At 75.1% G+C, this 13,463-nt stretch carries 12 protein-coding genes; 4 read left to right on the top strand and 8 right to left on the bottom strand.

Annotated elements, in window-relative coordinates; genetic code table 11:
- Window positions 1–218: 218 nt before the first annotated feature.
- Window positions 219–1,841, top strand: a complete 1,623-nt coding sequence (locus IH44_RS0135830) for a serine/threonine-protein kinase (RefSeq protein WP_051818022.1) — start codon at window positions 219–221, stop codon at window positions 1,839–1,841.
- A gap of 24 nt (window positions 1,842–1,865) precedes the next feature.
- Here the strand turns inward: IH44_RS0135830 and IH44_RS0135825 are convergent, their stop codons facing one another.
- Together IH44_RS0135825 and IH44_RS0135820 are read right to left on the bottom strand one after the other, a co-directional pair.
- Window positions 1,866–3,065, bottom strand: coding sequence for a hypothetical protein (locus tag IH44_RS0135825; RefSeq protein WP_030464011.1), 1,200 nt, complete (start codon window positions 3,063–3,065; stop codon window positions 1,866–1,868).
- 65 nt (window positions 3,066–3,130) lie between these two features.
- The gene (locus tag IH44_RS0135820) at window positions 3,131–3,658 is read right to left on the bottom strand and encodes a SigE family RNA polymerase sigma factor (protein ID WP_030464010.1); all 528 of its coding nucleotides are present in this window, start codon (window positions 3,656–3,658) and stop codon (window positions 3,131–3,133) included.
- A 110-nt stretch (window positions 3,659–3,768) separates the two neighbouring features.
- Here IH44_RS0135820 and IH44_RS0135815 point away from each other — a divergent pair, with 110 nt between their 5' ends.
- Both IH44_RS0135815 and IH44_RS0135810 read left to right on the top strand, forming a co-directional pair.
- Window positions 3,769–5,832, top strand: coding sequence for an MDR family MFS transporter (locus IH44_RS0135815; RefSeq protein ID WP_030464009.1), 2,064 nt, complete (start codon window positions 3,769–3,771; stop codon window positions 5,830–5,832).
- 73 nt (window positions 5,833–5,905) lie between these two features.
- Window positions 5,906–6,898, top strand: coding sequence for a YdcF family protein (locus tag IH44_RS0135810; RefSeq protein WP_030464008.1), 993 nt, complete (start codon window positions 5,906–5,908; stop codon window positions 6,896–6,898).
- An 85-nt stretch (window positions 6,899–6,983) separates the two neighbouring features.
- On the opposite strand, the gene IH44_RS0135805 is transcribed toward IH44_RS0135810, so the two are convergent.
- Window positions 6,984–7,703 (bottom strand): class I SAM-dependent methyltransferase, encoded by a 720-nt coding sequence (locus IH44_RS0135805; RefSeq protein WP_035957379.1) that lies wholly within the window; start codon window positions 7,701–7,703, stop codon window positions 6,984–6,986.
- A 134-nt stretch (window positions 7,704–7,837) separates the two neighbouring features.
- Entirely contained in the window at window positions 7,838–8,677 is an 840-nt protein-coding gene (locus tag IH44_RS0135800; protein ID WP_030464006.1) for an AraC family transcriptional regulator, read from the bottom strand.
- 240 nt (window positions 8,678–8,917) lie between these two features.
- Here IH44_RS0135800 and IH44_RS0135795 point away from each other — a divergent pair, with 240 nt between their 5' ends.
- Window positions 8,918–9,868, top strand: coding sequence for a hypothetical protein (locus IH44_RS0135795; protein ID WP_157852578.1), 951 nt, complete (start codon window positions 8,918–8,920; stop codon window positions 9,866–9,868).
- 94 nt (window positions 9,869–9,962) lie between these two features.
- Here the strand turns inward: IH44_RS0135795 and IH44_RS0135790 are convergent, their stop codons facing one another.
- From IH44_RS0135790 to IH44_RS0135775, 4 genes are all read right to left on the bottom strand, one after another.
- Window positions 9,963–10,907, bottom strand: a complete 945-nt coding sequence (locus IH44_RS0135790; protein WP_030464004.1) for an ROK family protein — start codon at window positions 10,905–10,907, stop codon at window positions 9,963–9,965.
- 105 nt (window positions 10,908–11,012) lie between these two features.
- On the bottom strand, window positions 11,013–11,150 hold the full coding sequence (locus tag IH44_RS48815; protein ID WP_232795221.1) for a hypothetical protein: 138 nt from the start codon (window positions 11,148–11,150) through the stop codon (window positions 11,013–11,015).
- 351 nt (window positions 11,151–11,501) lie between these two features.
- A complete protein-coding gene (locus IH44_RS0135780; RefSeq protein WP_035957377.1) occupies window positions 11,502–12,197 on the bottom strand; it encodes an alpha/beta hydrolase in 696 nt (231 codons plus the stop codon).
- Window positions 12,198–12,342: 145 nt separating this feature from the next.
- On the bottom strand, window positions 12,343–13,275 hold the full coding sequence (locus IH44_RS0135775) for a 1-phosphofructokinase family hexose kinase (protein WP_030464002.1): 933 nt from the start codon (window positions 13,273–13,275) through the stop codon (window positions 12,343–12,345).
- Window positions 13,276–13,463: the final 188 nt, after the last annotated feature.

Below are 13,463 nucleotides of genomic sequence, written 5' to 3'. Positions count from 1 at the left end.
GGGTGTGGGGTTCCTCGGGGGCGGGGTGTGTTGTGGGGGAGTAACCGGGAGGTTCCGATCCGGTCCGGAAGTGGGGGAGGTGTGTCGGCGGGGGTGGCGGAGGCCCTAGGGTGCGTCGTGAAGATCCCGTGTGTGGTGCCGGGGGCTTCCTGATGGTTCGGCACGTGGCCTAGGAGCGCGGAACGTTGGAGACTCTCGGCGATGGCGATCCGCATGCCGTGGGGCCGTACCGGCTGCTCGGGCGGCTGGGGGCCGGCGGGATGGGGGAGGTGTTCCTCGGTCGGACGGCGGGCGGGCGGACGGTGGCGGTGAAGACGGTCCGTCAGGAGTTCGCCGCGGACCGGGAGTTCCGGCAGCGGTTCCGGCAGGAGGTGGCCGCGGCGCGGCGGGTCGGCGGGCGGTGGACCGCGCCGGTGCTGGACGCCGACACGGAGGGGCCGCAGCCGTGGGTGGCCACCGGCTACGTCGCGGGGCCCTCGCTGGCGGAGGCGGTGCGGCGGTTCGGCGCGCTGCCGCCGGACACGGTGCGGGCGCTGGGCGCGGGCCTGGCCGACGCGTTGGAAGCCGTGCACGGGCTGGGGCTGGTCCACCGGGACGTCAAGCCGTCGAACGTGCTGCTGGCGCTGGACGGGCCGCGGCTGATCGACTTCGGCATCGCCCGGGCGCTGGACGCGACCTCCGCGCTGACCAGGTCCGGGTACGTGGTCGGCTCGCCGGGCTTCATGTCGCCCGAGCAGGCCCGGGGCCTTCCCGCCGGACCGGCCTGCGACGTGTTCGGGCTCGGCGCGGTGCTGGTCGTCGCGGCCACCGGGCGCGCCCCGTTCGGGGAGCAGGACAGCGCGGCCGGGCTGCTCTACCGGATCGTCCACGAGGAGCCGCAACTCGACGGCCTGGACGGCGAGTTGCTCGCCCTGGTGCGGGACTGCCTGGACAAGGAGCCGGAGCGCCGGCCGACCCCGGCCGCGCTCCGGGAGCGGCTGGCGCGCAGCGCCGCGGGGCTGACCCGGCTCGGCGAGCGGGGCTGGCTGCCCGGCGCGGTGTCCGAGGAGGTGGCGCGGATGGCCGTCGCGCTGCTGGACCTGGAGTCGCGCCCCGACCCGGGGCCGCCGCCCACCGTCCTCGCCGCCCCGACGCAGGCGCCTCCGGCGACGGCGCCCACCGTCCCGCACCCGGGGCCCGCGTCGTTCGGCCCGCCCCCGCCGTCGTACGGGCCCACCCCGCCGGGTCCGGGACCGTACCCGTACCCGGCCGTGCAGCCGCCGGCCCGGCGCCGGGTGGTGCCGCTGGTGGTCACCGGTGTCGTCGCCGCGGCGCTGGCGGGCCTGGGCGTGTGGGCGGCGACGGGCGGCCCGGGCGGGCACGGGCGGGCCTCGGACGGCACCTCCCCCACCCCCGGGCCCACCACCACGGAAAGCACCGGGAGCACCGGGAGCACCGACGGGGACACCGAGGCCCCGCCGTCGCCCTCGCCCTCGCCCTCCGACACGGCCGACGGCGCGGACGCCGTCGCGGACGCGTTCCTGGGCACCTTCGAGGGGACGGCCCGGTCCTCGAACGGTTCGAAGGTCGTCATCCGGTTCACCCTGCACCAGGGCGCGGTCGGCGACCCGGTCGCCTACGTGGAGACCGACGGCGGCCTCGGCACCCACCAGGTGGTGTGCACCAACGAGGCGGCGCTGGTCGCCGCGACCGAGTCCCGGCTGGTGGCCCGGAACCTGCCCGAGACCGTCAGCGCGGGGTGCAGCCCGATCGCCGGGGACGCCGTCCTCACCCCGAACGAGGACGGCTCCCTGCACTACGTCCAGCAGGGTTTCTCCGGCGACATGAAGCGCAGTTCCTAGCGGCCGGGCGGTCGGGCGGCCGGGTCAGATCATGCTCCAGACGTGGGCGGTGACCAAGGCGGACAGCTGGTCGAGGGTCAGGACGGGGGTGCCGGGCTGGGCGCCGGCCCGGTCGGTGGTGGCGTTCCAGAGCCGGATGCTCACCCGGGTGCCGTCGGGGAGCAGGGCGTCGGCGAGGTAGCCGCCGCTGGACGGGGACTGGGTGCTGCCGAGCGGGGTGGTGTTCACCATGGTGCCGTCGGGGCGGCGGTCGAAGGAGCCGATGGTGTGCAGGGTGGGGAAGGAGGCGGTGGGGTCGGCGGGGTAGCTGCGGCGCCAGCCGGGGGTGACGGTGAGCAGCAGGGTGCTGGTGCGGCCGTCGGCCGAGACGTCGACCCGGATCCGGCCGGGCAGGTCGGTGGCGGTGCGGCCGGTGTCCAGGTGGACGCCGTCGAGCAGCGGGGTCAGGGTGGCGAGCATCCGGTCGCCGGCGGGGGCGGGCCGGGCCGGGGGGCGGGTGGGGGCGGTGCCCAGGCTGTCGAACACCCGCTGCCACTGCGGGGCGGACACGATGGCGGTCAACGCGGCGGCGTCCAGCGGGAGTTGACGGGCGGAGCGGTCCGCGGCGCGTTCCTGGACCTGGACCTGGCGGCCGTTGGGCAGGGTGTGCACCACGTTGAGGTCGAACTCGTCGGAGCCGGGGCTGCCGTAGGAGGTGGTCAGCAGGGCGGAGCCGTCCGGGCGGGTGGCGGGGTCGCAGGTGGCGTCGCCGGGGACGACCGGTTCGTAGCAGAGCAGGCGCTGGGCGTCGCGGGTGACCGGGGCGGCCACCACGTCGACGGTGAGGGCGAGTTGGACCTTGTTGCCGCGGCTGTCGGTGTAGTCGAGGTACGCCTGCGGGGGCTGGCCGGGGCCGCGCTGGTCGGTGCCGGTGCCCTGTCCGCCGCTGACGGTGCCGTCCGGGGGCAGCAGGCCGGTCAGGGTGTCGAGCATGAACGCGCCGTCGACCCGGGGCGGCGGCGAGACCGGGGCGGTGCCGCCGCGGTGCTCGGGCAGCAGGGTGGGGACGAATCCGGCGGCGACCACCAGGGCGACGGCCGAGGCGATGCCGGCGCGGCGGCGCAGGACGCGGCGGCGGCCGCGGTGCTCGGCGCGCAGCGCGAACTCGTCGACGGGCACGGCGGGCGCCAGTTCGGCGCCGGCCCGCAGGGCGCGGGCGAAGTCCTCTTCGGAGGGCGAAGGCATGGCGGGGCTCCGTGGCGTGCGGTGAGGGCGGGGTCAGGGACGGGAGGAGGCGCGCGGGCGGCGGGTCAGGGACGGGCGAGGTCGTCGAGCTGGTCGCCGAGGCGGGTGCGCAGCCGGCTCAGCGCGCGGGAGGCGCGGGAGCGGACGGCGCTGGAGGTCATCCGCAGCGCGGTGGCGGTCTCCTCGACGCCGAGGTCCTCCCAGTAGCGCAGGATGAGCACGGCCCGGTCCTGCTGCGGGAGTTCGGCGAGCGCGTCGAGCAGGGCGATCCGCAGCGTCGGGTCGGGCCCGGGGGCGGGGGTCTCGGCGAAGGTGTCGGTGACGTGCTCGCTGCTGCTGCGCCGGCGCCGGTGGCTGAGGAAGGTGTTGACCAGGACGGTGCGGGCGTACCCGGCGGGGTTCTCCATCCGGGAGACCCGGCGCCAGCTCCCGTACAGCTTGCCGAGCGCCTCCTGGGCGAGGTCCTCCGCGAGGTGGGCGTCGCCGCCGGTCAGCAGGTACGCGGTGCGGACCAGGTGGCGGGCGCGGGCGGCGGCGAAGTCCCGGAAGTCCGGGGGGTTGCCGTCGGTGCCGGTCTTCGTCGGGCTCTCCATGCCCCTCTAACGCGACAGGCCGGTCTTCTTGTCGCACCATCGGCTGATCATGCTCGGGTGGCACGGGGTGTCGAGCCGGACAAAGCGGGACGAAGTGTGACGATGCCAGGGTGACCACCTCCAGCGAAGTCAGCCAGGCAGCCCCGCCCGTCCTCGACCGGCGGCAGCGGAACGTCGTGTTCGGCACCATCGTGCTGGGCATGCTGCTGGCCGCCCTCGACCAGACCATCGTCGGCACCGCGCTGCCCACCATCGTGGCGGACCTCGGCGGCGCCTCCCACATGTCCTGGGTGGTGACCTCCTACCTGCTGGCGGAGACCGTCACCACGGCGCTGGTCGGCAAGATGGGCGACCTGTTCGGCCGCAAGATCGTCTTCCAGGTCTCCACGGTCGTCTTCATCATCGGCTCGTTCCTGTGCGGCCTGTCCACCAACATGCTGCTGCTGATCATCTGGCGCGCCGTCCAGGGCGTCGGCGCCGGTGGCCTGATGGTCACCTCGATGGCGCTGATCGCCGACGTCATCCCGCTGCGCGAGCGCGGCAAGTACCAGGGCGCGATCGGCGCGGTGTTCGGCGTCGCCACGGTGATCGGCCCGCTGCTCGGCGGCCTGTTCACCGACCACCTGTCCTGGCGCTGGGCGTTCTACGTGAACGTGCCGATCGCCGTCGTGGTGGTGATCGCCGCCGCCCGGACCATCCCCGTGGTCAAGTCCGCCGCCCGCCCGGTCATCGACTACCTGGGCATCGTGCTGGTCGCCATCGGCGCCAGCGCCCTGATCCTGGCCACCAGTTGGGGCGGCAACGAGTACGCCTGGGGCTCGGCCGTGATCATCGGCCTGTTCGCGGCCGGCGTGGTCGCGCTCGCCCTGTTCTGCTGGGTGGAGACCCGGGCCGCCGAACCCACCCTGCCGATGCGGCTGTTCCGCAACCAGGTGTTCACGGTCTGCTCGATCCTCAGCTTCATCGTCGGCTTCGCCATGCTCGGTGCGCTGACCTTCCTGCCGACCTTCCTGCAGTACGTCGACGGCGACTCGGCCACCGTCTCCGGCGTGCGCACCCTGCCGATGGTGCTCGGCCTGCTGATCGCCTCGATCTTCTCCGGCAACGTGGTCTCCAAGACCGGCAAGTACCGGCTCTTCCCGATCGTCGGCTCGGTGGTGATGGGCATCGGCCTCTACCTGCTCTCGCTGCTGGACGTCGGCACCAGCGCCTGGCTCGCCAGCCTCTACATGTTCGTGCTCGGCACCGGCATCGGCCTGTGCATGCAGGTGCTCACCATCGCCGTGCAGAACACCGTCGACTACGCCGACCTGGGCACCGCCACCTCCGGCGTCACCTTCTTCCGCACCCTAGGCTCCTCGTTCGGCACCGCCGTGTTCGGCACCATCTACGCCAACTCGCTGAAGACCAACCTCGCCGCGGGCGTCGCCCAGGCCGCCCAGGCCACCGGCGCCGACCCGCAGCGGCTCGCCGCCGCCGCGCAGAGCCCGCACGGCGTCCACGACCTGCCCGCCGACCAGGCCGCACCGGTCATCCAGGCGTACGCCGACTCGCTGCACACCGTCTTCCTGTGGACCGTCCCGGTCGCCCTGGTCGGCTTCGTGGTCGCGCTCTTCCTCAAGCAGGTCAAGCTCCGCGACTCCGCCCGGGCCACCTCCTCCGACATGGGCGAGGGCTTCGCCCAGCCGTCCTCCGGCGACTCCTCCCGGGTCCTCGAACTCGCCGTCGCCAAACTCCTCGGCAGCGCCGGACTCGACACCGCCCGACAGGTCGTCAACTCCTCCGGCACCCGCCTCGACGTGGCCGGCGCCTGGGCCGTCATGCAGGTCGAGCTGTTCACCCGCACCGTCGGCCACGCCAACCTCAACCTGATCGCCGCCCGCCGCCGGATCCCCCCGGAAGTCCTCCAGCCGGTCTTCGACCGGATGGTCGTCGAAGGCTTCCTGGACGCCCACAACGGCTTCTACCAGCACACCCCGGCCGGCGAGCAGGAAGCCGCGACCATCACCCGCGCCTGGTCCGGCTGGCTCAACCACCGCCTGGAGGAGGACCGCGGCCGCCCGCGCAGCGCCGAACTGCGCGCCGCCGCCGACGCCATCGCCAAGCGCATGATCGCCGAGGACCTGGCCGAAGGGCTCCCGGTGCTCGGCAGCACCCTCGCTGGCCGCCGCTGACACCACGTCGGCACACCCGCCCCGCCCGCCCGGTCACCGGCGGGCGGGGCCCGTTCCTGCCTAGGCTGTCGCCATGCTCCTGTACGCCCTCGCGCTCCTCTTCCTGCTGCTGGCCGGCGTCGGGGTGCTGCGCGACCGGCGCCGCTTCGGCAACGCCGTGTGCCTCGGCCTCGCCGTCACCCTGCTCGCCCTCGCGCTGCTCGCCACCCTCCACCGGGCCGACTCGGCCGCCGCCGAGACCGTCCTGATCGTGGTGGTGCTGACGCCCGCGCTGGGCAGCCTGGTCCTCGCGGGGCTGCTCATCGCCAACGGCCTCAAGATGGTCCGCAAGGAGGGCCGCAGCCTCGCCAACCTGCTCGCCCTGCTGTGCGGCCTCGGCATCCTGGCGGTCTTCGCCCTGCTGCTGGCCGCGACCCGGGCCGACTCCGAGGTGCTGGTGGTGATCGCCCGCACCGTCTTCCTGCTCGCCTGCTACCTCTCCTTCCTGTTCGCCTGCTTCGTCGGCTACGCCTACCTGTACGGCCGGCTCACCCCGCGCGAGGACGTCGACTACGTGGTCGTCCTCGGCACCGGCCTGCTCGACGGCAGCCGCGTCCCGCCGCTGCTCGCCAGCCGCCTGGAGCGCGGCCGCCGCCTGTACGAGCGGCAGGTCGCCCGCGGCCGCTCCCCGCTGATGGTCGTCTCCGGCGGCAAGGGCTCCGACGAACAGCTCCCCGAGTCCCACGCGATGGCCGACCACCTGGTCGAACAGGGCTTCCCCGCCGACCGGATCATCCGCGAGGACCGCTCCCGCACCACCGAGGAGAACCTCCGTTTCAGCCACGCGATCATGGCCGCCGCCGACCCCGACTACCGCTGCGTCGTCGTCACCAACAACTTCCACGCCTTCCGCGCCGCCGTCTTCGCCCGCCGCGAGGGCGTCAACGGCCACGTCGTCGGCTCGCCCACCGCCGCGTACTACTGGCCCAGCGCGACCATCCGCGAGTTCGTCGCCGTGCTCGTCACCTACCGCTGGGCCAACCTCGCGGTGGGCGCGCTGCTGGTGATCGAGTCGCTCAACTTCTAGAGCCCTTGCTCTAGGAGCCCTTGTTCGAAGCGTCCTTGTCCGAGGCGTCCTCGTTCCAGACGTCCTCGTTCCAGGCGTCCTCGTTCTAGGCGTGCTTGCGGAGTTCGAGCATCGACACCGGCAGCCACGGGCCGCCGTACCAGTACGCCGGGCCGAGGTCGCGGACGGTGCCCGCGCCCAGGTGCGCGGCGTAGCGGCGGACCATCGAGGAGATGTCCGCGACCAGCAGCCGGCCGCCCGGGCGCAGCACCCGCAGCGCCTCGTCCACGGCGCGCAGCCGGGCAGGCATGGTGGGGATGTTGTGGAGCACCAGGGCGGAGGTGACCAGGTCGAAGTCCGCGTCGGGGAACGGCAGTCCGGTGATGTCGGCGGTGTGCACCTCGACCCGGTCCCGGACGCCGGCCGCGACGGCGTTGGCCAGCGTCGCGTCCGGAGTGTTGCCGCTCTGGTCCTTCGACGCCCACAGGTCCACCCCCACCGCCCGCCCGCGCGGCAGCCGCCGCGCCGTTCCGATCAGCACCATGCCCCGGCCGCAGCCCATGTCCAGCGCCCGCTCGTCGCCGCGCAGCCCCAGCGCGTCCAACTCCCGCTCCCACACCCGGAACTTGCCGTGCAGCGTGGTGTGCAGGTACACCCCCGCCTGCACCAGTAGCCCGGCCCCCAGCCCCGCCACCGCCGCCCGGCCGCGGAACGGGCGGGCGGCGGCCGCCAGCGTGCAGGCCGCGCCGAGGGCGGAGGTCGAGGCGACGAAACCGGGCGCGTCGACGCCGTACCGGGACAGGGACGTGAACAGGTTCTCGGTCATGCCCGCAGTCTCGCCGCCCGGCCCGGGAGCGGTCTTGGACGAATGTTCCGCGACCGCAGCCGTTCTGCGGGTGCCCCGCGATCGCAGCCGTTCCGCGGGCGCCCCGCGACCGTGGCGCGGCTGTTCCCGGGGCGCTAGCCGTGCAGGTAGCCGGGGGCGGACCAGGCCACTCCGTCCACCGACAGCCACGGCTCGCGGGCCACCGCCGACGGCGTCACCCGGGCGAAATCGGCGACCTCCCGGTGCAGGTGCGACTGGTCCGCGTAGCCGGCCTCCGCCGCGACGGCCGCCGGGCGCTGCCCCGCCGCCAACCGGTGCGCCGCGTGGTCGAACCGCACCAGCCGGGCCGCCTGCTTGGGGGACAGCCCCACCTGCGCCCGGAACCGCGACCACAGCCGCTTGCGGCTCCACCCCACCTCCGCGGCCAGCCCGTCCACCCGCGCCGCCCCGTGCGAACGCGTCAACTCGGCCCACACGTACGCGACTTCCGGATCCACCCGGCGGCCCTGCGCGAGCCGGGCGGCCAACGCCCGGGCCACCAGGCCGAACCGGGACTCCCAGGACGGCGCCGCCCGCAGCCGCTCCTCCCAGCGGGCCGCGTCCCGCCCCCACAGCTCGTCCAGGGCCAGCAGCGGGCCGCCCTCCGCCGCCAGGCCCTCCAGCGCCGCGTGCGCGACCACCGGCGACAGGCGCACCTGCAGGCACACCACGTCCCGCCCGCCGCCCCGCAACCCCTCCGGCGCCAGCCCCACCACCGCGCTCCCGGCCACCCGCCGCCCGCCGTCCGCGACCACCAGCGGCTGCGCCCCCAGATCGATCGCCAACGTCACCGCCGGGAACGGCACCACCCCCAGATCCGCCGCCCCGCGCGCCCGGAACCCGGCCATCGCCACCCCGGGCAGCCGCCAGGTGCGCGACGGAGTGGCGATCTCCCACAACGCGAGCGGATCGACCGCCCCCTCGACCGACTGCATGACCTCAGCGTACGGCCGGGCGGGCGGGCGGTCACCGGAAAGTCCGGGTACTTCCTTTTCCCGGCGCGCGGAATTCGGGCGGCGACGGCCCTTCCGGTGACCGCCCCATGTCAATTCCGGAGCATTCCGGAAACGGAAGCGTGCCGCTATGATGCGGGCATCCGGGGGCGAGGCGGGGGAGGTCGAACCGGCGGATTCGCTTTCCGATTTTTTCGGATCTTCTGCTTCGAGGGGTGCCAGATGTTCGGGGTGATAGGGGTCGTGGCGGGTATTGCCGTCACGATGTGGATCATTTCCAAGTTCTTCGTCGGGATCTATCAGGACCAGCCGGCCCTGACCGGACTCATTTCCGTCCTCGGCGGAATCGCCGGACTCTTCGTCCGGGTCGGGATCGGGGCGTGGCACAAGCGCCGGGTGCGCGCGCGGAGGGCGCTCGCAAGCCGGAAGGCGGAGGCCGACCGGGAGGTCCGGGAAACGGCGGAGCGGAGGGAGAGCGCCGCGCGGGCCGCGGTCGCCGCCGCGCAGCGGGCGGTCGCGGCGTTCGAGCGGGCGCCGGGCCACCTGGACAACGGCCACGGATGGATCCAGAACGCGCGGACCCACAAAGCGAACGGCGCTTTCTCGCCCTTCTGGTCCGCCATCGAAACCGGTTACCACTGCGTCGGCGTCTACCGCGACGAAATTTCTTCGATCGGGCGCGAGGCGGCCAAGCACGCCCTCGAACTGGAGAATTTCGCGAGGAACGGCGGGGACCCGAAGACGATCTCGGAATTCCCGGTGCAACTGGACCGGGAGACCGCCCTGGGCGCCGCCAACGGGGCCGTGGAAGCCCTCGCCTCGCTGACCTACGAGGCCCAGATGCACCCGGTCTTCGCCCAGATCTGGGAACAGCGCCGCACCACCGCCGCAGTGATCGCCGGATTCGCGAACCTGGAGCAGGCGGTGAACGGGATGAAGCAGTCCGTGACGAGCGCCGTCGGCCAACTCGACCAGACGCTGGGGCAGTCGCGCGACCGGATCGCCACCGCGATGGCCGACCTGCCGAGGGCCGTCAGCGGAAGCGTGGCGGCGGCAGGACTGTCCGCGCCCAGCTCCGACCAGGCCGACCAGATCCGGAAACTGGCGTCGGCCGCGGCCGGGATCAAGAACGAGGTCTACCGGATCGGGCACGGCAAGTACCCGAGCTGGTGAGGCCGGAGGCCGCCGCCGGGGCTCTTACCACTCGGCGCGCAGGGCTGCCGTCGGGGCTCTCACCGCTGGGCGCGCAGGGCTGCCGTCGGGGCTCTCACCGCTGGGCGCGCAGGGCCGCTGCCGCCGCGCCGACCAGGCCGGCGTCCGGGCCGAAACGGGCGGGGTGGACGGCGATGCCGTGGGTGAAGGGCAGGCCGGCGTAGTCGGGGAGGTGGCGGGCGAGCGGGTCCAGTAGCAGCGGGCCGGACTGGGCGACGCCGCCGCCGATCACCACGGCCTGGAGCTCGACCAGGGCGGCGGTGCCGGCGATCGCGGCGGCCAGGGCCCGGGCGGCGAGGTCGAAGGCGGTGCGGGCGGCCCGGTCGCCGCCGCGGGCCGCGTCGGCGACCGCGCGGGCGGTGCGGGGAGTGCCGTCGACGGGACGCCAGCCGGCGGCGAGGGCGCGGCGGACGATCGCCGGTCCGCTGGCCAGCCCCTCCAGGCAGCCGTGCCCGCCGCACGGGCAGGGCTCGCCGTCCCACTGGACGCTCAGGTGGCCGATGTGCCCGGCGTTCCCGCTCGGGCCGGGATGGACCCGGCCGCCCAGCACCAGGCCGCCGCCGACACCGGTGGAGACCACCATGCAGAGCGCGTCACGGTAACCGGCGGCGGCGCCCAGCCAGTGCTCGGCCTCGGCCAGCGCGACCCCGTCGCCCAGCAGGCGCACCGGCAGCGCGGTGCGCTCCGCGATCCGCCGGGCCAGCGGAAAACCGCGCCAGGACGGGATGTTGACCGGGGAGACCGTGCCCGCCGCGGTGTCGACGGGCCCCGCGCTGCCCACCCCGACCGCCGTGACGACCGGCCAGGCCGGATGCCGGGCGAGCTCGTCCAGGACGCCCGCGACACCCGCGAACACCGCCTCGGCGTCCCCGCCCGCCGCCGTCGGCCGCTCGGTCCGGGCCAGCAACTCGCCGCCACCGGTGACGATCGCACCGGCGGTCTTCGTCCCGCCGAGGTCCACGGCGGCCACCACCTGCGACGGGGACGGGACGGCAGCCACGGCGCGCACCTCCTGACATGTCCGACTCGGGGTGACTTGTCGGACTGGCCAGGCTACCGGAACGCGCAGGTCGGCGGCTCGGAGGCGGGGGCCGCCGTACTGTCTTCAGGCGACCTCCGCGGGGGCGCGCAGCGGCAGCAGGCGGTCGAGGCCCGGGAGCCGGAGCAGTTCGCAGCCCAGCCGCTCGGCGGTGCGCTCCGCGCAGTCGACGGCGGGCGGCAGGTCCAGGCCGCCGCCCAGCACCGGGCGGGCAGGCCCGCGAGTGCGCCGAGCCGGTCGAACACCGGCGGGCCGGGGAGCCGGCGCACGTCCTCCGCCGGCCGGGCCGGCGCGACCGAACGCAGCCGCGCCCGTACCCGCGCACGTCGTACCGCACCACCCGCAACCGCCCGAGCAGCCCCGGCAGCACCGCGTCCCACACCCGCGAATCCCCCACCCCCGGATGCGGCAGCACCAGCGCCGGCCCGCCACCCCCGCTGTCCGCGCACCACACCTCCCCGCCGCCACCGAGTCCGATCAGCCCGCCGCGCCCGGCCCGGTCGTCCAGGACCATGGCGGCCGTCGTCCGAGCGATCCGCCCGCCCCGCACCGCAATCAGCGGGCCGCGGCAGCCAGGGCCTGGGCGGCGGCCCGGCCGGCGGCGAGGGCGTGCGGGGCGGTGGTGGGCAGGCAGCGGTCGGCGGCGGGGGAGTAGGCGGTGAGGACCAACCCGGCGTGGTCGGTGGGCAGTTCGCGGTGGGTGGCGGGGTGGGACCGGGCCCGCAGGGCGGCGTGCAGATCGCGGGAGCGTTCGGCGGGCACGACGGTGTCGGCGGTGCCGTGCAGCAGGTGGACGGGGACGTCGCGGGCGGCGGTGCGCAGGTCGTCCAGCGGGACGGTCCCGGTGCTCGCGGCCGCGGTGGCGTACGAGCCCGCCAGCGCCACCACCGCGTGCGGCCGGAACCCGTCGAACGCGCCGGGGCCGAGCGCGACGGCGACGGCGGCCCGGGCGCCCATCGACCACCCGGCCAGCACCAGCGGTGCGGGCCCGGCCAGTTCCCGGGCGAATCCGGCCGAGGCCAGCAGGTGCCCCCGCCCGCCGTCGGCCGCGTCGGAGCGCCAGTCCGGTACGACGACCAGCACCCCGAGCGCGGCGGCGGCCCGGCCCAACGGAGCGAGCACCTCCCGCTCGTCGGGCCCGCGGCCGTGCCAGAGCAGCACGACGGGCCGCGGCCCGGCCGGGCCGTCGGGGCGGTGGACGTCGACGGCCTTGCGCTCGGGGCCGTAGACGTGGGTGGTCGTCGTGGTCACGGGACGAACGATGCCATGCGGCGGGCCCGGACGGGCCGGTGAGGAGCGGGAGTTGAGAGGTTCCCGGGGTGCGGCGGATGCGCTTCGGGTGAGCACGGCTCTCCTGAAGCCGGTGTCGCAGGTGCGGCTTCGGGTCAGTGCGGGGTCAGGGGGTGAGGGAGGTGGTGTGGTCGAGGCGGGTGGCGGTGAGGGTGGCGCGGAGGTGGTGGTAGGTGGGGGTGTGGAAGTGGCCGGCGCGGGGGTGGTGGACGGTGGCGGCGGAGAGGGCTACGGCGTCGGGGAGGATGGCGGGCCAGCCGGCGTTGCCGGAGAGGCCGGCGGCCAGGGCGGCGACGGTGGCGTCGCCTGCGCCGGTGGGGTTGCCGGGGACGGGGGCGGGTGGGGCGCAGCGCCAGGTGCCGTGGGGGTCGACGGCGAGCAGGCCGGCGGGGCCGAGGGAGGCGAGGACGGATTCGGCGCCGCGGCGGAGCAGGACCCGGGCGGCGCCGCGGGGGTCGGGGAGGCCGGTGGCGGCGGTGAGTTCGGCGGCGTTCGGTTTGATCACGGTGGGGCGGGCGGGGAGGGCGGCGAGCAGGGCCGGGCCGTCCGCGTCGAGGACCACGGGGAGGTCGAACCGGCGTCCCAGGGCGACGAGTTGGCCGTAGCCGTCGGTGGGGGCGCCGGGCGGGAGGCTGCCGGAGAGGACCAGGACGGCGGCCTGCGGGAGGTGGCGGGCGGTCTCGTCGAGCAGGGCGTCCCATTCGGCGGGGGTCAGGGCGGGGCCGGGTTCGTTGAGGACGGTGGCGTCGGTGCCGTCCGCGATGGTGACGGTGCGTCGGGTGTCGCCGCCGATCGGCACTTCGGCGTGGTCGAGTCCGGCGGCGGCCAGGTCGGCGCGGACGGCGTCGCCGGTGGGGCCGCCGAGCGGCAGGACGCAGCGGGCGGGGCGGCCCAGTGCGGTGAGCACCCGGGCCACGTTGACGCCCTTGCCGCCCGCCTGGGCGGCCGCCTCGGTGACCCGGTGGCTGGTGTGCGGTCGGAACCCGGGGACGGTGTAGGTGACGTCCAGCGCCGGATTGGGTGTGACGGTGAGGATCACGGCGGACGCCCCCAGGGTGGTCGTCGCGGTTCGCCGGCCGGGGCGAACAGCGAGAGGTGTGAGTGAATCTGCGCGATCATATCGGGTTTCGCGCAGTTTCGAGCATGAGTGGGGGGCGGTGGCGAGGCGTCGGCGGGCCGAACGCCGGTCGACGGGTGGCGGAACGTTCGGGGGCGGGGGTGGGTGGG

Source organism: Kitasatospora sp. NRRL B-11411, assembly GCF_000721345.1.
In the GTDB taxonomy this organism is placed as follows: Bacteria; Actinomycetota; Actinomycetes; order Streptomycetales; family Streptomycetaceae; genus Kitasatospora; species Kitasatospora cineracea.
Note: the sequence above shows the minus strand (reverse complement) of the source record. Positions and strands in the feature narration are given on the sequence as shown.